18 protein-coding genes are annotated in these 20,795 nt (G+C 46.5%); 14 read left to right on the top strand and 4 right to left on the bottom strand.

Features of this window, described 5'->3' with window-relative positions:
• Nucleotides 1-73: 73 nt before the first annotated feature.
• The 14 genes from J7E35_RS00975 to J7E35_RS00910 all read left to right on the top strand — a co-directional run bounded on the left by J7E35_RS00975 (nucleotide 74) and on the right by J7E35_RS00910 (nucleotide 17,882).
• Nucleotides 74-922 carry an ABC transporter permease subunit gene (locus tag J7E35_RS00975; RefSeq protein ID WP_214776338.1) on the top strand — a complete coding sequence of 283 codons (849 nt, stop codon included), beginning with the start codon at nucleotides 74-76 and terminating at the stop codon, nucleotides 920-922.
• Nucleotides 919-1,848 carry a peptide ABC transporter permease gene (locus J7E35_RS00970; protein WP_214776337.1) on the top strand — a complete coding sequence of 310 codons (930 nt, stop codon included), beginning with the start codon at nucleotides 919-921 and terminating at the stop codon, nucleotides 1,846-1,848. Before J7E35_RS00975 ends, J7E35_RS00970 begins: the two co-directional genes overlap by 4 nt.
• A 232-nt stretch (nucleotides 1,849-2,080) precedes the next feature.
• Nucleotides 2,081-3,940: a GAF domain-containing sensor histidine kinase gene (locus J7E35_RS00965; protein WP_214776336.1), complete on the top strand. Its 1,860-nt coding sequence runs from the start codon at nucleotides 2,081-2,083 to the stop codon at nucleotides 3,938-3,940.
• On the top strand, nucleotides 3,915-4,571 hold the full coding sequence (locus J7E35_RS00960; protein WP_214776335.1) for a response regulator: 657 nt from the start codon (nucleotides 3,915-3,917) through the stop codon (nucleotides 4,569-4,571). The genes J7E35_RS00965 and J7E35_RS00960 overlap by 26 nt, the downstream gene beginning before the upstream one ends.
• A 192-nt stretch (nucleotides 4,572-4,763) precedes the next feature.
• Complete coding sequence (locus J7E35_RS00955; protein WP_251040688.1) at nucleotides 4,764-6,191, top strand: S8 family serine peptidase; 1,428 nt, start codon at nucleotides 4,764-4,766, stop codon at nucleotides 6,189-6,191.
• A 544-nt stretch (nucleotides 6,192-6,735) separates the two neighbouring features.
• Entirely contained in the window at nucleotides 6,736-9,192 is a 2,457-nt protein-coding gene (locus J7E35_RS00950) for a S8 family serine peptidase (protein WP_214776334.1), read from the top strand.
• A gap of 114 nt (nucleotides 9,193-9,306) precedes the next feature.
• A complete protein-coding gene (locus tag J7E35_RS00945; RefSeq protein ID WP_251040687.1) occupies nucleotides 9,307-10,002 on the top strand; it encodes an HAD family hydrolase in 696 nt (231 codons plus the stop codon).
• Between the two features lie 93 nt (nucleotides 10,003-10,095).
• A complete protein-coding gene (locus J7E35_RS00940) occupies nucleotides 10,096-10,329 on the top strand; it encodes a CsbA family protein (RefSeq protein WP_214776393.1) in 234 nt (77 codons plus the stop codon).
• Between the two features lie 258 nt (nucleotides 10,330-10,587).
• Complete coding sequence (gene uvrB, locus J7E35_RS00935) at nucleotides 10,588-12,567, top strand: excinuclease ABC subunit UvrB (RefSeq protein WP_214776333.1); 1,980 nt, start codon at nucleotides 10,588-10,590, stop codon at nucleotides 12,565-12,567.
• Nucleotides 12,568-12,574: 7 nt separating this feature from the next.
• A complete protein-coding gene (gene uvrA, locus J7E35_RS00930) occupies nucleotides 12,575-15,454 on the top strand; it encodes an excinuclease ABC subunit UvrA (RefSeq protein ID WP_214776332.1) in 2,880 nt (959 codons plus the stop codon).
• A 408-nt stretch (nucleotides 15,455-15,862) separates the two neighbouring features.
• Nucleotides 15,863-16,177 (top strand): magnetosome magnetite crystal formation protein family, encoded by a 315-nt coding sequence (locus J7E35_RS00925; RefSeq protein ID WP_214776331.1) that lies wholly within the window; start codon nucleotides 15,863-15,865, stop codon nucleotides 16,175-16,177.
• Between the two features lie 11 nt (nucleotides 16,178-16,188).
• Entirely contained in the window at nucleotides 16,189-17,301 is a 1,113-nt protein-coding gene (locus J7E35_RS00920) for a DUF4097 family beta strand repeat-containing protein (RefSeq protein WP_353050320.1), read from the top strand.
• A gap of 28 nt (nucleotides 17,302-17,329) precedes the next feature.
• Nucleotides 17,330-17,521 (top strand): PspC domain-containing protein, encoded by a 192-nt coding sequence (locus J7E35_RS00915; protein ID WP_214776330.1) that lies wholly within the window; start codon nucleotides 17,330-17,332, stop codon nucleotides 17,519-17,521.
• A 4-nt stretch (nucleotides 17,522-17,525) separates the two neighbouring features.
• Nucleotides 17,526-17,882, top strand: coding sequence for a phage holin family protein (locus J7E35_RS00910; RefSeq protein WP_214776329.1), 357 nt, complete (start codon nucleotides 17,526-17,528; stop codon nucleotides 17,880-17,882).
• Between the two features lie 33 nt (nucleotides 17,883-17,915).
• Here the strand turns inward: J7E35_RS00910 and J7E35_RS00905 are convergent, their stop codons facing one another.
• The 4 genes from J7E35_RS00905 to nagB all read right to left on the bottom strand — a co-directional run bounded on the left by J7E35_RS00905 (nucleotide 17,916) and on the right by nagB (nucleotide 20,789).
• Nucleotides 17,916-18,641, bottom strand: a complete 726-nt coding sequence (locus J7E35_RS00905) for an N-acetylmuramoyl-L-alanine amidase (protein WP_353050322.1) — start codon at nucleotides 18,639-18,641, stop codon at nucleotides 17,916-17,918.
• A gap of 179 nt (nucleotides 18,642-18,820) precedes the next feature.
• A complete protein-coding gene (locus J7E35_RS00900; protein ID WP_214776327.1) occupies nucleotides 18,821-19,048 on the bottom strand; it encodes a DUF2164 domain-containing protein in 228 nt (75 codons plus the stop codon).
• A 195-nt stretch (nucleotides 19,049-19,243) separates the two neighbouring features.
• On the bottom strand, nucleotides 19,244-19,969 hold the full coding sequence (locus J7E35_RS00895) for a GntR family transcriptional regulator (RefSeq protein WP_214776326.1): 726 nt from the start codon (nucleotides 19,967-19,969) through the stop codon (nucleotides 19,244-19,246).
• A 94-nt stretch (nucleotides 19,970-20,063) separates the two neighbouring features.
• Nucleotides 20,064-20,789, bottom strand: coding sequence for a glucosamine-6-phosphate deaminase (gene nagB, locus J7E35_RS00890; RefSeq protein ID WP_214776325.1), 726 nt, complete (start codon nucleotides 20,787-20,789; stop codon nucleotides 20,064-20,066).
• Nucleotides 20,790-20,795 lie beyond the last annotated feature (6 nt).

Here is a 20,795-nt window from a genome sequence, read left to right as displayed (position 1 = left end):
CTTAGGAATTACTGTAATATCACCTAAAAATTTCATATAATGAGAGGTGAATTTCAATTTAGGAGATAAAAAAATGGTTAAGACAGGTTCTTTGAGCTTATTAAAAATCATTATTCAATACATAGCAGGCGTGCTTCTGTTTATTGTTATAGGGAGCCTGCCGGTTCTTTTGAGGGATTTGACATATGATACAGCGGGCTATTTTAACAGTATAAAGGAATTGACCATTAAAATTTTCACATTGAGCAATTTGACTTATAATGGCCAGCACGAGATGCTGCCGGCGGTGCTGGGCCGTTTTTTCTATTCTATGAAGACATTGGGCATGGCCTTGTTTGCGGCCACAGCGCTGGCGTTCCTGCTATCCTATTTGATCGTGCTCTTTTTTGAAAAGAAAAAAGACTATATTCTAAGCTTCATAGAAATCATCAGGTCAATTCCTGATGTGCTATGGATGTTCCTGCTCCAGGCAGGAGTAATTTGGATTTTTAAAACCTTTGGGGTTAAGTTCGTCCAGACGACCTCGCTCGGAAGCGATAACCAGGCCGTCCTGCTTCCGCTCATCAGCCTAAGCCTGCCGATTATTCTGTTTTTGACGCAGGTCATCGTCCTCAAAATTTTTGAAGAGCTAGATAAACAGTACATATTATTAGCGAAAGCAAAAGGCCTGTCCTACTTTTATATGCTGAATTTCCATGTCGTCCGCAATATCAGCCAGAATTTGAAAGGGCACTTCAAGACAATTGTCTGGATGATGCTTTCGACGCTTGTGATGGTCGAATACATCTTTAATCTAGATGGCCTGATGCTGTTCAATATCAAGCATGTTTCTGTCGAGCTGTTTGTGTTCAGCTGTATCCTGTTTTTCACGCCGTTTTTCTTGATTTATAGACTACTAGATATTAAAAGGTTATCCATATGATCAGATTGCTGAAAACAAAAAAATTCATATTTGGATTATCTTTTCTGACGATCCTGTTGACATTGAGCATTTTGAACACCGTTGTGAACGACGGGAAAATCAGGCAAGTCCAGTTCGTCTACCTTGAAGATGGGACCCTTGAAAAAGCGCCGCCATACCCGCCGTTTGATGTTTTTATTCTTGGATCGGATATGTATGGCTATGATATGCTGCACACGGTAATTGAAGGGGCGAAATATTCTATTGGCATCGTGTTGATTGTCGCGTTACTGAGGATGCTCTTATCGATTGTATTCAGCTATTTTCTCTTCCGGGTTCCGGACCGGATCTTTAACCTGATAAAGGCGGTCTCTGAACCATTGTCGTTTTTCCCGCAGACACTGATTGCCTATTTCCTGCTGGTCACGGTCGTCATGTATACAATTCACGGCTTCCATCACCCTTTATGGGTCAGGGTAGTCTATGAGTTTATCATTCTGGTCGTGATTGCGCTCCCGGCATTGACCGTCCAGCTGATTGAGCAAAAGCGAAGGGTCTGGAAGGAAGAATTCATAGAATCGGCGATTACGCTTGGCGGAAGCAAGCGCCATATCTATTTTAAACACGTGCTACCTCAATTGTATGAAGAATGGATTTTGATGTTCAGCCAGCAGTTCCTGCAGGTGCTGACGCTGCTCGTCCACCTTGGTGTCATGCTGGTCCTCTTTGGAGGGACCATCATGGGCGAAGGCCCTCCTTCATCAGTGACTCATGAATGGTCAGGGCTAATCGGCCTCAACAAACGCTTCATGCTTGCTTATGAGTGGATTGTCTATGTGCCGATCCTGTTTTTCGCATTGACTGCCCTGAGTGTGGCGATGATCAATAAGGCGCTGAGCGACTTTTTCAATCATAAGGATTTGGTGAGGAAGAACAGGGGAATGTAGGGGGAAGTACATCACTATAACACTTTCGTACTATGAAAATACCCCGTTTGATGAATAGTCGGCACGCAAAAGTTTTGCCATAATAGTGTTCAACAAAACTCTTCGTGAGTTTGGCCCATCCATTGGCTAGTGGTACCCCCATTCGGCCAGTGAGTGGGTTTTATTTGTGTTTTGGACTTTACCGAGATAAAATTAATTAACTGAAAATTCTAATATGCGAGAGGTGAACTGCTTGAAACAGGATCTTACGCAAAAACGGGAAAGATACGCAAAGTTGTTCATGAACTCAATTTCATTGATTGGCTGGCTGCTCATCCTTTTTTCCTCCATAAAATTGGAGCCACCCGGAGAACCGGTTGTTTTAGCTCTTTTGTTTTTATTCCTCCTTATTAGCGAGTATTATCCTATGCCGGTTTGGCGAGGCCATACGGCGATCACATTCCCGGTTGTCTACGTATTATTTCTGCTGTACGGATTCCCGTTTACTGCGATTGCTTATGCAAGCGCCGTCCTGATCGTGAACTTCATCCATAGAAGGCCGCTCCGGACTGTATTGTTCAACCCTGCCCAGCTGGTGCTCAGTTTTTACGCTGCCGCTATAATGCAGCCATCTATAGAACTTCTGCTGGAGAAGCTGGCACTCACACCGATCATCCAGGGAATGCTGGGTTATATTTTGCTGCTGGCAATCTATGTCTTGGTCAACAACTTACTTGTCGACCTCGTTCTGGTGATTAGGCCGCAGCATTATTCTTTTAAAACCTGGAAGCAAAAGACGCTCACAGAACTGAATAGTGCGGGTATCTCTTTGATATACGGAATCACCCTTTATGTCGTCGGCAGTGAAAATCGCGGGGAGATCGATGTCTTCGCTTACTTCTTCTTTTTCTCGCCGCTTGTCGGGATCTCGCTGTTAAGCGCAACGATCGCCAGGCTGAAAAGAGAGAAAAACCGTTTGAAGCTGCTTTTTTCGATCACTTCACAGCTGAACCAGATGCTCCCTTCGCAGGACTGGCTTTCAGCTTTAAGAGGAAGCTTTAACGAATTGATTGGTGCAGAGGCCAGTTTACTATGGATCAAGAGGGATGGTGAATGGGAGCTTAGCTTCAAAGATGGCAGGACACGGGCGAAATGCGAGCTGTCATTTGAGGCGTTTGCTGAATTTGATGGAATGCGCAGCCCAGTTGTCTATAATGACCGCAAAAAAGATGGCGGTGTAGCGTCTGCTTGCTTTGAAGAAGACGTGAAGGCGTTCGTCTACTCACCGCTTGTCATTGAAAACGAGACTATTGGAATGTTCATTGTTGCCCGAAGCCGGACGAAAAGCTTTGAGGACCATGATGTCCAATCCATTGCGACGCTTGCCAACCAGCTCGCCGTCATCATCAAGACAAGGATGCTTTTTACCGAAAAAGAAAAGGTGATTGTCCTTGAGGAACGGAATCGGATTGCCCGAGACATCCATGACGGTGTGGCCCAGACACTTGCCGGTGCGGTCATGAAGCTGGAAACGGCGGGGAAGAAATTCGCTAAAAATCCCGAGGAAACAAGGAAGCTTATGGACGAAAGTGTCAGCGGACTCAGGGAGAGCCTGAAGGAGGTACGTGAATCAATTTACGCGCTGCGCCCATATCCAACTCAAAAAGCGACGCTGGCAGAAGCGATTTTACGAAAAATCGAAGCTGTCCAGAAGGAATACCGGCAGGATATCGAATTTGAGATCAGGGGGCAGGAGCAGGAGCTTAGCCCGATGGTTGAAAAGGTTCTGTTCGACACTTTCCAGGAAAGCCTTCACAACGCCATCAAGCATTCGCAGGCACTGAAGGTGGAAGTTCTTTTAAGCTATCAAACGGAGCATATCCTTTTAAAAGTCAAAGATGAAGGTAAAGGGTTCTCGCTGTTCCAGGCGATGCTGAAGGCGAGGAACCAACCGCATTTCGGCATCCTGCAAATGAACGATGCCGCCGAAAAAATCAGCGCTTCCCTGCAGATTGACAGCAAGGAAGGCTCGGGAACGGAAGTCAGCATCACCGTTCCTAGAATGGGAATCGAGGGGGAAAACATACATGATCAGGCTCATGCTAGTGGATGACCATGCCGTGCTCCGCGACGGGCTCCGCAATATCATATCGGTTGAAGAAGATATCGAAGTCGTCGGCGAAGCTGTTTCTGGCGACGACGCCCTGTTGCAGGTGGAAAAATGCAAGCCGGATATGATTTTAATGGATATCAACATGCCGCTGAAAAATGGTGTGGAAGTCACGGGCATTTTGAAAAAGAAATACCCGCATATCAAAGTTCTTGTGCTGACGATGCACAGCCATGAGGAATATTTCATGTCCGCAATCCGTGAAGGGGCGGACGGTTATTTACTGAAGGATGCGCCTTCCGACCAGGTCGTCGAGGCTATCCGGACCGTCGCACGCGGAGAATCGGTGATCCATCCGTCCATGACGAGGAAGCTGCTCGCCTTCCACCAGCAAAAACAAGCACAGCAGGAGGGCACGACCCTGACCGAGCGTGAAAAGGAAGTGCTGCTCTGCCTGGTCGAAGGGCTCAGCAATAAAGAAATCGCCGACCGCCTGTTCATCAGCGACAAAACCGTCAAAATCCATGTCAGCAAAATTTTCAAAAAGCTGAACGTCAAAAGCCGCTCCCAGGTCGTCATCCACGCCGTCCAGCACCAGCTCGTGCCAATCCCGCCGACATCCGGCGGGGCATAGGAAGAGTCCTCTTAAAGAGGGCTCTTTTTTAATGAGAAAAAGCATATTCACTTAGAGCGGTTTTCCTGGATACTACTTTAGTAGTAACCGAGGTTAGTACAGAGGTTATTATTTTTTAATTCCAATGCAGAATAGTTTCAATGTAAATATTGTGGGAATATTAAGAAAAATGTTAAGGAGTTGAAATATTTAATGAAGTTTAAAGCTGCATTTTTATCTTTTATCCTGATGGCTGCGACGGTGTTTGCATCGCTCGTTCCCGGGACGGCGACAAAGGCGGTTGAGCCTGTCAACGCGGTTGTTGATCCTGAACTGACGAAAAAGCTTTTGACAGCCATCACTCCTGTCGAAGCAATCGTAACTTTTAAAAGTGAAGAGGGTGTCCTGCCAGAGCAGGTGAATCTTCTGGAGTCGCTTGGCATCACCAAGGGTTTGACGCTGAATAGCCTGCCGATCGCTGGAATTCTTGCGACAAGATCACAGATTGACCAGCTGGCTCAAAGTGACCAGGTCATTTCCATCTATTTGAACAAGAAGCTGGAATATGAAAATGCGGAAGCGACGGACATCACCGGAGTGGACCAGGTTCGGACAGATGAAACCATGAGAAAGCTGAATGGCGGCTTGCCGGTAACTGGCAAAGGGATTGGCGTCGTCATCAATGACAGCGGAGTTGACGGGACACATCGCGATTTGGAGTTTGGCAGCCATCTCGTCCAAAATGTACTGGGATCGACTAATTTGAATGCGCTTAGTGCCTTATTGCCTGTTTCTTATGTTGAAAATGTCCCGAACACTGATTCAAGTTCCGGCCATGGTACGCATGTAGCCGGTATCGTCGGCGGAACTGGCGAGATGTCAGGAGGCAAATATGAGGGAGTTGCACCTGGCGCGAACCTGATTGGCTACGGGTCAGGCGCGGCAGTCGCGATGCTTGATACAATTGGCGGCTTTGATTATGCGCTGACCCACCAGCAGGAATACAACATCCGCGTGATCACCAATTCATGGGGAGACACTGGAGACGCCGGGACCGACTTCGATCCCTATCATCCTATTAATATCGCAACGAAAAAACTGTATGACCGCGGGATCGTAACGGTCTTCTCCGCAGGAAATTCAGGTCCCGACGCTAATACGATTTCCGGGAATTATAAAAAAGCTCCTTGGGTCGTTACAGTTGCCGCTGGTGATAAGTCTGGCAAGCTGGCAGATTTCTCTTCACGCGGTGAAGAAGGCCGTGGCGGAACGGTAACCGTCGATGGCGAGACATGGAATTGGGCAGACCAGCCGACCGTGACATCGCCTGGAGTGGACATTATTTCAACGAGAGTCATCAGCCCGCTCGTGGCGCTTGGTGCTACTGCGGATGCTGAATACATTGAGCCCGCCTATCTGCCTTATTACACGACGATGAGCGGAACATCGATGGCCGCTCCGCATGTTGCAGGCATCATAGCGTTGATGCTTGAGGCGAATCCAATACTGTCGCCATCCGAGGTGAAGTCGATCCTCGAAAAAACGGCGACAGCCATGCCGGATTATGAAGTATGGGAAGCTGGCGCAGGCTATGTGAATGCATATGGGGCAGTGGATGCAGCTTTTAAAAAGAATAAATGATAATGAGTTGATCTCCCTTGCCCGGGCAAGGGAGATTTTTACTCCGCTGCGATGGTTGGTGACAGTGATTGAGGTGAAAAATTGCGAATGAAGCGTGAAATCGATCGAAAAACTCTCTTTCTCACTGGAATCGAGAATCCGAGTCTGCAAAATTGTTTTGTTTAGAGGAAGTTGACATTGTAAGAGGACTTTTTTTAGGGGAAATGGACTCTGATATGGCCCATTTCGATGCTGGAAAAATTATTCTCTTACTCAGTGGAGCTAATTGCCCGAAACTTTACGGTAATCTCTCAATCGACCACGATAATTGCCCGAACTATGAGATTAATTGCCCGAAAAAACCTGATAATCGTGCCGTCATCCTAATTTTGGAAGAAACTCCCCTCTAGATAGCACTACTCCATCTATAACTTTTGTACGATGCCAGAATAGATATTCTGGAAATCGATTTTATAACCTTTGAAGAATAGTTTTCCAGCAGTGATTTCATGATAATTAAGTTAGGAATATTCAAAAATTTCAACTGGATGAGAGGAGAAATTAGATGAAACGTTTTATGTATCTGCTGTTGGCCATGTTACTCATTTTTCCGGTATTTGCTGCACCACAGGGGAAGGCGAGCAGCCTGGCTGTTATCGATCCACTTGTCAGCAAGGCGCTTGACACTGCAAGCTCGCTGGAGGTCATCGTCACCTTTAAAGGCGACAGCGCACCGACTGGGTCGCAATTATCATTGTTAAAGTCGCTCGGCATTGAAACGGGCATAAGCATGAAATCTTTGCCGATTGCCGGGGTCATCGCGACAAAAGCGCAAATTGAAAAGCTTGCGGCAAATCCGGAAGTACAATCGATCTACATGAACAGAAAACTAAGTTACTTCAACGCAGATGCCACTGCAATCACCGGCGTCGATAAAGCGAGGACAGACGACAGCTTCCGCAAAGCAAACGGCGGCCTGCCTGTTTCAGGCAAAGGGGTCGGAGTCGTCGTGAACGACAGTGGTGTTGATGGAACACATAAGGACCACGAATTTGGCAAAAACCTTGTCCAGAATGTCATGGGCTCCACCAACCTTAATGCATTGGCACCAGGCTTGCTGCCAATCACTTACCAGGAAAACGTCCCTAATACGGATACAAATTCCGGCCATGGTACACATGTTGCCGGCACGGTCGGCGGAACTGGCGCGATGTCTGGGGGTAAGTATGAAGGCGCTGCACCTGGTGCTGATTTGATTGGTTACGGTTCAGGAGCTGCATTATTCGTCCTTGATGGCATTGGCGGTTTTGACTACGCGATTACCCATCAGTCTCAATACAATATCCGCGTCATCACGAATTCCTGGGGTTCGTCTGGGGACTTCGACCCGAATCATCCAATCAACATTGCCAGCAAAAAAGCGCATGACCGCGGTATCACGGTTCTTTTTGCGGCAGGGAATGAAGGGCCTGGAGAGAACACACATAACCCATATGCAAAGGCTCCTTGGGTCATTTCAGTCGCTGCGGGAGTCAAAGATGGAACACTGGTAGATTTCTCATCAAGAGGCACGAAGGGTGTAGGCGGCACTTTTACAATGGATGGAAAGGAATGGACATGGAAGGATGAACCAACAATCACGGCTCCTGGTGTCGATATTGTATCAACAAGAGTGCTTGCACCAGTGTCAAGCCTTGCAATCGACCAGGATGCCCAAACAATCGAAACGGCGTACCTTCCTTATTACACAACCATGAGCGGAACTTCGATGGCGACGCCTCATGTGGCAGGAATCGTCGCGCTGATGCTGGAGGCGAACCCGCTGTTGTCGCCGGCTGAAATCAAGTCGATTCTTGAACAGACCGCTACGAATATGCCAGGCTATGAAACCTGGGAGGCTGGCGCAGGATATGTGAATGCCTATGCAGCGATTGATCAGGCATTCAATGATACATCATATGGAGCAACACTGAACTCAACCCAGACATTCTATAGCAATGTCGAATCATCAACAGAACGCAAGGAATTCTCGGTTGATTACAATCCGCTGACATTTATCTCTGACAACCAATATGAATTCACAGTCTACGAAGGGATGTCCAGCTTAGTGGCAAAAGTAGATGGGGCGGGTCTCATGGAGCAAACGGGCAATCCGATTAACCTTGTGTTGATCGCTCCGGATGGCACCGAATACAGCTCGGGTGTCAGCCTGCTGTTCCCGCTCTACTATGACCGCACCGTATCGGTGACTTCTCCGGCACCTGGAGCATGGAAGGCTGAAATCCGCGGACTTCGCGGTGCAGAAGCCAATCCACTCGGCGTGGCTTTGCCTGAAACAGTAAAAGGCGAAATGGCGTTCACGAAGGTCAGCGGGTTTTCAGGACTGAACGACATTATCGGCCATCCGGCAGCAGATGCCATTAAATTGGGTGTAAGTGAACGATTATTTGATGGCTTCTCGAATGGAGCCTTCAAACCTGATGCGTTTTTAACAAGAGCAGAGCTGGCAAAATATCTGGTGATGGGTGCTGAAATCAAGCAAGCATTGCCTTCAGCGCCGAGCTTCTCAGATGTTTCAAGCGCAGACCTTCCATTCGTTGAAGCAGCAACAGCAAAAGGAGCTTCCTTCCGCGATCAGCAGCATATCCAGAAAGGGGTCATTTTGCCGGCAGCAAACGGCAAATTCGCGCCAAAGGATGGTGTGACTCGTGCAGAGTTAGCATACTCACTGGTTCAGGCCTTAGGTTTACAAAAAGAGGCGGAAGAGTTCAGCGGTGATCTGACAGTACTATATAACAATGAAAGAATTGCGATTTCTGATGCCTCAGAAGTACCTGAACACTTGAAAGGATATGTCCAGGTGGCTCTCGACCTGAACATCCTCAATGCGAAATTCGCTGTAACACAGGGGCCATATGATTTAAAACCAAAGGTAACAGCAAGCTTCAACCCTTCAGTGAAAAATACTCGCGGCGACTTTGCCGTTGCCATGACACGCTACTATAACGCATTTTTGAAATAAGGTAGAATGAGAACAGGCCAAACTGGTCTGTTCTTTTTTTGCAGCATATAAAAACCTTTTTCAATTCCGACACATTTATAAGGAAGAATCTGTTTTAAAAGATGGGGAGTTAGCTTGAGGGATATAGAAGCGGTCTTTTTTGATTTTGACGGAACCTTGCTGGATCGAGAAGCATCTCTTGTGAAGTTCATTGAAGAACAATACGAACGTTTTAAGCCTGAATTGAATAAGGTAGACAAGCAGCTTTATATAAAAAGGTTCATTGAATTGGATGCCCGCGGATACGTGTGGAAGGACAAAGTATACAGCAAGCTTTTAATAGAAATGAACATAGCCGGGGTGACATGGCAAGAGTTATTAGAAGATTACATAACGAATTTCAAGCATTACTGTACAGGATTCCAAAACCTGCATGACGTTCTCGGGGAATTGAAGCAAATGGGTTTGAAGATGGGCATGATTTCGAATGGCAAAACCCATTTCCAGATGGCCAATATAAAAGCTTTAGGAATTGAGGGTTACTTTGATACGATTTTGATCTCGGAAGCGGAGGGATTAAGGAAGCCTGATTCCCGGATTTTCCAGAAGGGGCTGGATGTTCTTGCAGTATCAGCATCTCGGAGTATATTTGTAGGCGATCATCCTGAAAATGATGTGGCCGCATCCAAAAGGGTCGGAATGATGGGGATTTGGAAGCGGGATGACTATTGGTACAGTGCGGAAGCGGATTATACTATAGAGGATTTATCGGAACTGCTCAAGATCGTACCTAAAGGAGCCTTTTTACAAGACAGAATTAAAGGAACATAATGAAGTTCCTTGTAACCTTCCGCCAAAACAGATATATTTTTAAGTAGATGGTCGAAAAATTCCGTTATTTCTCTGAATGAGGTGTTTAATCAATTGGTGCTGAAATATTTGTCCGCACTGTTCCTGCCTGGTTTCATGGTCGTGTTTTTCACCAGGGTAGCCTATAACCACATCCTTGCGCTCGTGTTGACGGTCGCGTTGATTGCGGCTTCTGTTTATAAAGGGTATACAGATTCTTTCCTGCTGATTGTCGTCGATGCTTTTTCATTGACCGCGGGTTTCTATTTTGCAAACCAGATGATGAAGCGCAATAAAAAGCAGTCATAAACTTCAAGTAAGCCTGTCGAACTCTGTTCGGCGGGTTTTTCTTATTCTATAAGGGTTAACACCACTTCAATCAAACGTTTGATTAACAAGCTTTCGACTAATTACTGCATCCTCATTAAAAGCCAAGATACCAATTCGAATGTTTGTTCGCTTTTTGTTGGTTTGTTTTACCCTCTTTGTGGTAGAATGAGGATATGACTTTTTGACAACTATGTAAGGCTTATATAGATGAAATTTAAAATTACAGGAGGCTTTTCTGTGAAGGACCAATTTGAATTAGTCTCGAAGTATTCTCCGCAGGGGGACCAGCCTGCGGCCATCAAAGAGCTGGTGCAAGGCATCCGCGATAACAAGAAGCATCAGACGCTTCTTGGTGCGACAGGAACAGGGAAGACGTTCACGATTTCCAACGTGATCAAGGAAGTGAACAAGCCCACCCTTGTCATCGCCCACAACAAGACATTGGCCGGGCAGCTCTACAGCGAGTTCAAGGAATTTTTCCCGAACAACGCGGTTGAGTATTTCGTCAGTTACTACGATTATTATCAGCCAGAGGCTTATGTGCCGCAGACCGATACATTCATTGAGAAGGATGCGAGCATCAATGATGAGATTGACAAGCTGCGCCACTCCGCTACATCTTCATTATTCGAGCGTAAAGATGTCATCATTATCGCCAGTGTTTCCTGCATCTATGGTCTCGGTAATCCGGATGAATACCGTGACATGGTCGTGTCACTCCGGACTGGTATGGAAATTGAGCGGAACAAGCTGCTCCATAAGCTGGTCGATGTTCAATATGAGCGGAATGACATCGACTTCAAGCGGGGAACTTTCCGTGTCCGCGGTGACGTCGTTGAGATTTTCCCGGTATCACGTGATGAACACTGCATGAGGATTGAATTTTTCGGTGACGAGATTGACCGGATCCGAGAGGTTGATGCGCTGACTGGCGAGATCATTGGCGAACGTGACCATGTCGCGATCTTCCCTGCATCCCACTTCGTAACCCGCGAAGAAAAGATGAGGATTGCGATTGAGAATATAGAAAAAGAACTGGAAGAGCGACTGGAAGTAATGCGCGCCGAGGAAAAGCTTCTTGAGGCCCAAAGGCTTGAGCAGAGGACAAGGTACGACCTTGAGATGATGCGTGAGATGGGCTTTTGCTCCGGCATCGAAAACTATTCGCGCCACCTGACGTTAAGGCCGGCGGGAGCGACTCCATATACATTGCTCGATTACTTCCCGGAAGACTTTTTGATTGTCGTTGATGAGTCGCATGTTACATTGCCGCAAATAAGGGGAATGTTTAATGGTGACCAGGCTCGTAAACAGGTGCTTGTAGACCACGGCTTCCGCCTGCCGTCTGCAATGGACAACAGGCCGTTGACATTTGCCGAATTCGAGGACCATGTCAAACAGGCTGTTTTCGTGTCAGCGACACCAGGCCCATACGAGCTGGAGCATACTCCGGAAATGGTCCAGCAGATCATCCGCCCGACAGGATTGCTTGACCCGACGATCGATGTAAGGCCGATCGAAGGCCAGATCGATGACCTGATCGGCGAAATCCAGGAGCGGACGAAGCGGAATGAACGTGTACTGGTGACAACTTTGACGAAAAAGATGTCCGAGGATCTGACCGATTACTTGAAGGAAATCGGCATCAAGGTCCAATACCTGCATTCAGAGATCAAGACGCTCGAGCGTATCGAGATCATCCGCGAGCTCCGTCTTGGAAAATACGATGTCCTCATCGGGATCAACCTGTTGAGGGAAGGCTTGGATATTCCTGAGGTATCGCTCGTCACTATTCTGGATGCGGATAAGGAAGGCTTCCTCCGTTCGGAAAGATCGCTGATCCAGACGATCGGGCGTGCGGCGAGGAACTCGAATGGACATGTCATCATGTATGCAGACAGAATGACCGATTCGATGGAAAAAGCGATCAGCGAGACGAAACGCCGCCGTGAGATCCAGGAAGAATATAACGAAAAGCATGGCATCACGCCGCAAACGATCCAGAAGAGTATCCGCGATGTGATCCGGGCGACGATTGCTGCCGAGGAGCAGGAAGACTACAGCCCGGCAGAAGGCTTGAAGAAGCTGACGAAGAAAGATCGCGAACAAGTGATTTTAAATATGGAAAAAGAAATGAAGGAAGCGGCAAAGGCTCTCAACTTCGAACGGGCAGCCGAGCTGCGTGACCTCATTCTTGAGTTGAAAGCGGAAGGATGACGATAATATGGCTATGGATAAACTGATTGTCAAAGGCGCCAGGGCCCATAATTTAAAAAATATAGATGTCACCATTCCGAGAGACAAGCTTGTTGTGCTGACAGGGCTTTCCGGTTCAGGAAAGTCCTCGCTGGCGTTCGACACCATCTATGCTGAAGGACAGCGCCGATATGTAGAATCCTTGTCTGCCTACGCGCGCCAGTTCCTTGGACAGATGGACAAGCCGGATGTCGATTCAATCGAAGGATTGTCCCCGGCCATCTCCATCGACCAGAAAACGACAAGCCGAAATCCCCGTTCAACAGTTGGAACGGTGACAGAGATTTATGATTATTTGCGTTTGCTATTTGCCAGGGTAGGACGTCCAACCTGCCCGATTCATAATATAGAAATATCCTCACAGACAATCGAGCAGATGGTTGACCGAGTGCTCGAATATCCCGAAAGGACAAAGCTGCAAATCCTTGCTCCGCTTGTTTCCGGAAGGAAGGGAACGCACGTCAAGGTTCTTGAGGATGTGAAAAAACAAGGCTATGTACGTGTCCGTATTGACGGCGAGATGCATGACCTGGGCGACGAAATTGAACTTGAGAAAAACAAGAAACATTCGATTGAAGTCGTCATCGACCGGATTGTCGTCAAGGAAGGCATTGCTGCCCGCCTTGCGGACTCCATGGAAGCTGCGCTTAAGCTAGGCGAAGGAAATGTCCTCATCGACGTAATCGGAGAAGAAGAGCTGATGTTCAGTGAGAACCACGCCTGCCCGATTTGCGGCTTCTCGATTGGCGAACTTGAGCCTCGCATGTTCTCTTTCAACAGCCCGTTTGGCGCTTGCCCTGAATGTGACGGACTTGGTGCGAAACTTGAGGTTGATGTGGATTTGGTCGTCCCAAACAAGGAGCTTTCATTGAAGCAGCACGCGATTGCTCCATGGGAACCAACAAGCTCACAGTATTATCCGCAGCTGCTTGAATCAGTCTGCAATCATTATGGAATCGATATGGACGTACCGGTTAAAGACCTGCCTGATCATGAGATGGACAAAATCCTTTATGGCTCTGAAAAAGACCGGATTTATTTCCGTTATGAAAATGACTGGGGCCAGGTCCGTGAGAACTATATTGTTTTTGAGGGCGTACTGAAAAATATCGAGCGCCGCTATAAGGAAACAGGCTCTGACTATATCCGCGAACAGATGGAAAAGTATATGGGCGAGCATGCCTGCCCGACCTGTAAAGGATACAGGCTTAAGCGTGAAACGCTGGCTGTCCTTGTAGACGGCCGCCATATCGGTGAAGTAACAGCGTTATCGGTCGAGGAAGCGCACCAATTTTTCGAGAGTCTTGAGCTTTCAGAAAAAGAAATGAAGATTGCTAATATGATTTTCCGTGAGATTACGGAACGTCTTGGCTTCCTGATCAATGTCGGGTTGGATTATCTGACGATGAGCCGATCGGCAGGAACGCTATCCGGAGGTGAGGCCCAGCGGATCAGGCTGGCAACCCAGATCGGTTCGCGCCTGACTGGTGTCCTCTATATCCTTGATGAGCCGTCCATCGGTTTACATCAGCGTGACAATGACAGGCTGATTGATACGCTGAAAAATATGCGTGACATCGGCAATACCTTGATTGTCGTCGAGCATGACGAAGATACGATGCTCGCGGCTGATCATCTGATCGATATCGGTCCCGGAGCAGGTGTCCATGGCGGGGAAATCATCTCCCAGGGTACGCCTGCAGAGGTGATGGATGATCCGAATTCACTGACAGGCCAGTACCTGTCCGGTAAAAAGTTCATCCCGCTGCCGATTGAGCGCCGCAAACCGGATGGCCGCTATATTGAAATTAAAGGCGCCAAGGAAAACAATCTGAAAAATGTCAATGTGAAGTTCCCGCTAGGAACGTTCATGGCTGTGACTGGTGTATCCGGTTCCGGTAAAAGCACGCTGATCAATGAAATTCTTCACAAATCGCTCGCGATGCAGCTGCACCGCGCGAAAAGCAAGCCAGGCGAGTTCAAGGAAATCAAGGGTGTCGAGCATCTCGATAAGGTTATAGATATCGACCAGTCGCCAATCGGGCGCACGCCAAGATCGAACCCGGCTACTTATACGGGTGTGTTCGATGATATCCGTGATGTCTTTGCATCGACAAATGAAGCGAAGGTACGAGGCTACAAGAAAGGCCGCTTCAGCTTCAATGTCAAGGGCGGACGCTGTGAAGCATGCCGCGGCGACGGAATCATCAAGATCGAAATGCACTTCCTGCCTGATGTGTACGTGCCATGTGAAGTCTGCCACGGCAAGCGCTACAACCGCGAGACGCTGGAAGTAAAGTACAAAGGCAAAAACATTTCCGATATCCTAGATATGACGGTTGAAGCCGCGGTAGAATTCTTTGCGAACATCCCGAAGATCGCCCGCAAGCTGCAGACGATTTATGATGTCGGACTTGGCTACATCACACTCGGCCAGCCGGCAACAACTCTTTCCGGAGGGGAAGCCCAGCGCGTGAAGCTGGCGTCTGAGCTGCACCGCCGCTCAACCGGCCGATCGCTGTACATTTTGGACGAACCAACAACAGGCTTGCATGTAGATGACATTTCCCGCCTGCTGACAGTCCTGCAGCGTCTCGTCGAAAACGGTGATACCGTTCTGGTGATTGAGCATAATCTCGATGTTATCAAAGCAGCCGACTACATCGTCGACCTCGGACCTGAAGGCGGTGACCGCGGCGGCACGATCGTTGCCACCGGAACACCAGAAAAGATTGGCGAAGTGGAGGAATCCTATACAGGCAGGTATCTAAAGCCAATACTGGAGCGCGACCGGCTGCGGATGAAAGAACAGATTGAGGAAAAAGAAAAAAGCACAAGCAATGCATAATAGTAATTCGTGCCCTTCCGTTTATGGAAGGGTTTTTTCTTTTTGGAGAATGGTTTTTTTCCAAAATTAGGATGACGGCACGATTATTGCCGATGTTCGGGCAATTCCGGTAATGTTTCGGGAGAATATCCACTTTGATCAGGAGATTACAGCGAACAATCGGGCAATTATCGTGTAAGAGTAAGAAAATAATTTTTCCAGTTAACTGAATCAACCGAATATCACACAAAAACCATGATAAATAACAAAAATCAATAAGGAAATCCCCTACTAAAAACATTCACATAACTTTCACCATCTGAAATTGAAGATTAACAAGGGTTACATCACAATTTGTCGAACTAATTTCATAAAGAAATGAAACTTCCAGGACTCCCGAGCGTATTAATTTCTAAGGAGATGAAGAGGATGGATACGAAAAGGATTCTGTCTGCTTTGTGTTATTTCAGTATTATGTTTGCCGGGATTTTGTTTCCTCTTGTAGCTTATTTTGCATCAGAGGATGAGGATGTAAAGGTTCATGCGAAAAAGGCGCTATTGTCGCATCTGATTCCACTGATCCCGCTGCCGTTTATCTTAATTGCCGTTTTCATCGATATGAACGGAGGAACGGGGGATTTCCCTGTACTCATGTTCAGCAGCGCTATATTAATGGTCATATTGAGTCTCATCGTGTTAATTTGGAATCTGGTCAAAGGGATAAAAGTGCTTAATATAAATTGAGGGGGATGGAAATGATGAAGGAAGAACGTAAAAGGATTCTTAAGCTTGTTGAAGAAGGAAAATTGACAGTTGATGAAGCGTTATTCATGATTGAGCAGCTGGAGCAAGGGAATATGCAGCACCAGGAAAAATCAACTGCATTGTCAACGGATGTGAATTTTGAAGAAGGGAAAAAAGAAGAGTTCAAAAAAGATGACTTCAATTCTTATAAATTCAACTCAATGAAAGACAAGGTGCTGGATTTTGTTGATTCAGCATTTAAAAAAATAAAGGATTTTGATCTGGATCTTAATTTTGGCCAGTCTGTCGATATTACGCATATTTTCCAGCAGGGCGACGCATATCTAAATCAGGTGGATATCGATATGGCAAATGGGTCTGTTAAGGTTGTTCCATGGGAGCAAAAGGATGTACGCATTGAGTGCAGCGCAAAACTATACAGAGTAGAAAACCAGGATGAGGCGCGCAGGAAGTTTTTAGAGGATGCCATTTTCACAATTGAAAACCAGAAGCTCCGTTTTTCGGTCCAGCAAAAGTGGATGAAGGTCGATGCGGTCATCCATATCCCGAAGGAAGAATATGAAAATGTTCGCATCCGCCTGTTTAATGGCTCCATCGAAGGTGAAAACTTAACAATGAAGGATTGCCGTGCGAAAACAGCGAACGGGAAAGTATTGCTTGGAAATCTTGAGTGCGGAAAGCTTGAAACAGAAACAGCAAATGGCCAGATCACTATTACCAGAAGCGCGATCAAGGAACTGGAGGCTGAAACCATCAATGGCGCCATCAAGGCGGATGGCTTTTTCAATCATGTTGATCTTCAGTCTTTCAATGGTAACGTGACGTGTACCGTGAAAAATCAAGATTGCGAAAGTGTGGAAGTAAAGGCGACCACCGGAAGCATCGATGTCTTCCTACCGGAGAAAACACCGGCCATCGGTGAGCTGAAATCGAATCTTGGCGGTTTTACAATTGAAATCGACGGCATCCAGGTCGTTGAGGAGAAAAGCGATATGGTTCAGAAAAACCTGCGTTTCAAGCCTGCCGACAGCGGGCAAAAAGCTGTCAGGCTCCACGCGGATACAAAAACTGGCTCAATCGCCGTTAAGAAATTAATCCAATAGTATTGTGAAAACAGGAAGGGTGAATGAAATGAAATTAACCCGCTCACGGAAAAATCGAATGCTGGCAGGGGTGCTCGGAGGCATGGCAGAATCCTTTGGGATGAGTGCGTCACTGCTGCGCATATTGTTTGTGATCTTGACGTTCAGCACTGCATTTTTGCCAATGGCTATGGTCTACCTTGTGCTTGTGTTCGTACTGCCAAACAGGGAAGGGTATTAAAAAGATGAGGTGGCTGTTAGGGATTGTCATTAATGCTGTTCTTTTCATGGCTCTTGCCGGCTATTTTGAGAATGATATTTATCTTTCTGGCTTTGGTGCCGCTTTGGGAGCAAGTTTCATTCTCTCCATATTGAATGTTCTCGTTAAGCCAATCTTGATTTTGCTTACACTTCCTGTAACTGTGCTCAGCCTTGGACTATTCTTGTTTGTCATCAATGCCATCACGCTGATGCTGACAGATAGTTTGATGGGAAGTTCTTTCGAGATCTCCAGTTTTGGAATGGCAATACTTACGGCAATCATCATGTCAATCGCAAATCTGGTCATCCAGAATACGTTCTTGCGCGAATCAAAAGAATAGACAAAGGGCCGGCACATTAGTGTCGGCCTTTATCTATTCTTTGTCTATATAGACCTCAAAGCCTGCTTTCCTTAATCGCTCGGCAAGCTCCTTGGCATTTTCCTCATTTTCGAACGCACCTGCCTGGACCTTATAAAGCCCTTCTTTGTTGGCTGGCGCAGTAGGTTTGGCGGATGGAGTTGGCGCTGGTGTTGGTGTCGGTGCAGCATTAGCCTTGCGCTGCAGCCTGAACTGCTGTGCTATTGCTTTCACAATTCCTTCTGCAATCGTTCGGCGATATGTTTCAGAACGGAGCAATTTAATTTCATTCCGGTTGGTCATGAAGCCGCACTCCACTAGCACGGCGTCCATTTCTGTTTCCCTCAGGACATGGAAATCGGCTGTTTTTACACCACGGTTTTCTAGGCCTGTTGAGATGACAAGGGTGCGTTGAATCTTTTGTGCTAACTGATAAGCCACAGGCGGCCTTGTTGGGTAGACAAATGTTTCAATACCGCCGACATTGCTCCAGCCGCCGCTGCCAAAAGCATTGGCATGAATCGAAACAAATATATCTACATTCAGGCTGTTTGCCTTATCTGTCCTAGCCTTCAATGATACATCCCGCTGATCGGAATGAGAAAAATACACTGTAACATTTTTATAGTTTGCCAGCAGCTGTCTGGCGTAATTCGCCACAGCCCTGTTAAACTCATATTCTCTCATACCATCAGGACTTCGCTTACCCGGGGTGTTGTAGCCATGCCCAGCATCAAGCATGATCTTCAAGATTATCACACCTTCCGATAAAAGATTTCCTCATCAGTATATATATGACCAATGGAGGAAAAAGGACATAGTGACATCAGATAAATCCAGTTTTTAAATTGAATATCGCGTCCATTAATCATCCTTCAACATCTTTTAAAGAATGTGGAGACTTATCCTCCGAAACCCCATTATTTATTCAGTTCAAAAATATCCTCAACCCGCTGTGTCATAAACTCGTGGGCATCCTGGATTCCGATGTTATAGAAATGGGGAGCGAGCTTATCGGCAACAAACTCAAGGATCAGCAATGCAGCCAGGTCTCCCAGCTCCTCTCCGCGTTCTTCAAGGAAATATCTCTTTATTTCATCCGTCATTTGGTTCTTTGTGTGATCATCGATCTTGAAATTCTTCAGCATGACATCTACCCCTTTTGTTTTTTTGTATTACCCTCATTTTAAGCGAGCAAGACAAATATTTCGACAGGCAGGTTCGATTATTTCCGTGGAAATAAGCAATGTTTTATTTTGCTTTCGACATTTCATGAAACCTAGCAGATACTTATCTATTCATGAATTCAAAAAAAGAGATCCGGATTGGATCTCTTCAGATAATCAGCTCCGCTGCATGGTGTGCACGAATTTGTATCGGTCTGCGCGATAGGCTGATTTGACGAATTCGAATGGAGTGCCATCCTTTAAATGCGAAGTTCTGAGAATCAGGAGGACAGGGGAACCTTTTTCAATTTCCAGGAGTCGCAGTTCCTGTTCCTTAGCAATAGACGCTTCGATTTGCTGGGTGGCTTCGTGGATGGTCAGCGATAATTTATCTTCGATATATTGGTAAAGTGACTTGTTGATGATTTCTTCTGTCAATCCCTTGACCAGATTGGCCGGCAGATAAGTAGTTTCAAGGGCCATCGGTACGCTGTCTGCAAGCCTGACACGTTTGATTTCATATACTGGTGTATTTTCACTTAGCTTGAGGCGCTCGGCTATCTCCCGTCCGGATGGGATGATTTCAAACGAAACCAGTCTGCTTCCCGGCGTGAAGCCGCGCTCTTTCATATCTTCTGTGAAACTTGTCAATCCCTGAAGGCGCTGCTCGACCTTCTTTTTGTTGACGAACGTGCCTTTGCCTTTTTGACGGTACAAATATCCGTCATTTACAAGGTTGGTCAGTGCCTGCCTGATGGTCATTCGGCTGATCTGAAACATATCTGCATATACGCGTTCAGAGGGAATTGCTTCATCTGGCTGGAGGTCGCCGCTGTCGATTTGGGCTTTGATATACTCCTCGAGCTGGTGGTAAATAGGTATTGGTGAATTTTTATCAATCATAGTCATTCTCCTGACTGCTTGCCATTTTTCCGAGGTTGTTTCTAATTGATTGTTGCTTTTCGAACTGGTGCTTTTGCTTTACTTACTAGGATGCTTAAAGCAATGCTGTTGCTTCTTCATCGGCGAAAATCGTTACTTTTTCATGGTTTTTGAGGACTGAGGCAGGGAATTGCTCGCTGACTTCGCCGTTGATTAAACGAGATAGTGCTTTTGACTTGGAAGCACCGGAAACTAGCAGGAAGATTTCCTTGCTTTCCATGATCGAGGCAATTCCCATCGTGATTGCCTGGGTTGGAACATTTTCTAATGATTTAAAAAATCTTGAGTTTGCCTTGCGCGTACTTTCAGCAAGGTCGATGATGTGCGTTTTGCTATCAAAGTGTGTTCCTGGTTCGTTAAAGCCAATATGGCCGTTCTGTCCAATTCCGAGTATTTGCAGATCGATGCCGCCATGCTCGTTAATGAACTGTTCATAGCGTGCGCATTCCTCGTCCAGATCCTTAGCTGTTCCATCTGGAATATGTGTCTGGTCAAGCGGTATGTCAATGTGTTCAAATAAATTTTCACACATAAAATGGTGATAGCTGTTACGGTCTTTTTTCGGGATGCCAATGTACTCATCCAGATTGAAGGTATTAATTTTCTTGTAGGAGGTCTTATTCTGCTTATGGTCTCTGATGAGCTCCTTATAGAGTCCGGTTGGCGTACTCCCGGTAGCAAGTCCAAGGTTGAGTGATGGGTTTTTCCTGATTCGCGAAATGATTTCCTCTGCAGCTTGCTGGCTAAGCGTTTCGTAATTTGATGTTACAATCAATTTCAAACAAGT

The sequence above is a fragment of the Bacillus sp. ISL-45 genome, from assembly GCF_018613195.1.
Lineage (GTDB): Bacteria > Bacillota > Bacilli > Bacillales > Cytobacillaceae > Mesobacillus.
The sequence above is the reverse complement of the archived record's forward strand: the minus strand, read 5'-3'. Positions and strand labels throughout refer to the sequence as shown.

Coding starts and splice junctions, on each gene's coding strand:
- J7E35_RS00975 (WP_214776338.1), top strand. CDS start 74: ATGGTTAAGACAGGTTCTTTGAGCTTATTAAAAATCATTATTCAATAC.
- J7E35_RS00970 (WP_214776337.1), top strand. CDS start 919: ATGATCAGATTGCTGAAAACAAAAAAATTCATATTTGGATTATCTTTT.
- J7E35_RS00960 (WP_214776335.1), top strand. CDS start 3,915: ATGATCAGGCTCATGCTAGTGGATGACCATGCCGTGCTCCGCGACGGG.
- J7E35_RS00955 (WP_251040688.1), top strand. CDS start 4,764: ATGAAGTTTAAAGCTGCATTTTTATCTTTTATCCTGATGGCTGCGACG.
- J7E35_RS00950 (WP_214776334.1), top strand. CDS start 6,736: ATGAAACGTTTTATGTATCTGCTGTTGGCCATGTTACTCATTTTTCCG.
- uvrA (WP_214776332.1), top strand. CDS start 12,575: ATGGCTATGGATAAACTGATTGTCAAAGGCGCCAGGGCCCATAATTTA.
- J7E35_RS00925 (WP_214776331.1), top strand. CDS start 15,863: ATGGATACGAAAAGGATTCTGTCTGCTTTGTGTTATTTCAGTATTATG.
- J7E35_RS00920 (WP_353050320.1), top strand. CDS start 16,189: ATGATGAAGGAAGAACGTAAAAGGATTCTTAAGCTTGTTGAAGAAGGA.
- J7E35_RS00915 (WP_214776330.1), top strand. CDS start 17,330: ATGAAATTAACCCGCTCACGGAAAAATCGAATGCTGGCAGGGGTGCTC.
- J7E35_RS00910 (WP_214776329.1), top strand. CDS start 17,526: ATGAGGTGGCTGTTAGGGATTGTCATTAATGCTGTTCTTTTCATGGCT.
- J7E35_RS00905 (WP_353050322.1), bottom strand. CDS start 18,641: ATGCTTGATGCTGGGCATGGCTACAACACCCCGGGTAAGCGAAGTCCT.
- J7E35_RS00900 (WP_214776327.1), bottom strand. CDS start 19,048: ATGCTGAAGAATTTCAAGATCGATGATCACACAAAGAACCAAATGACG.
- J7E35_RS00895 (WP_214776326.1), bottom strand. CDS start 19,969: ATGATTGATAAAAATTCACCAATACCTATTTACCACCAGCTCGAGGAG.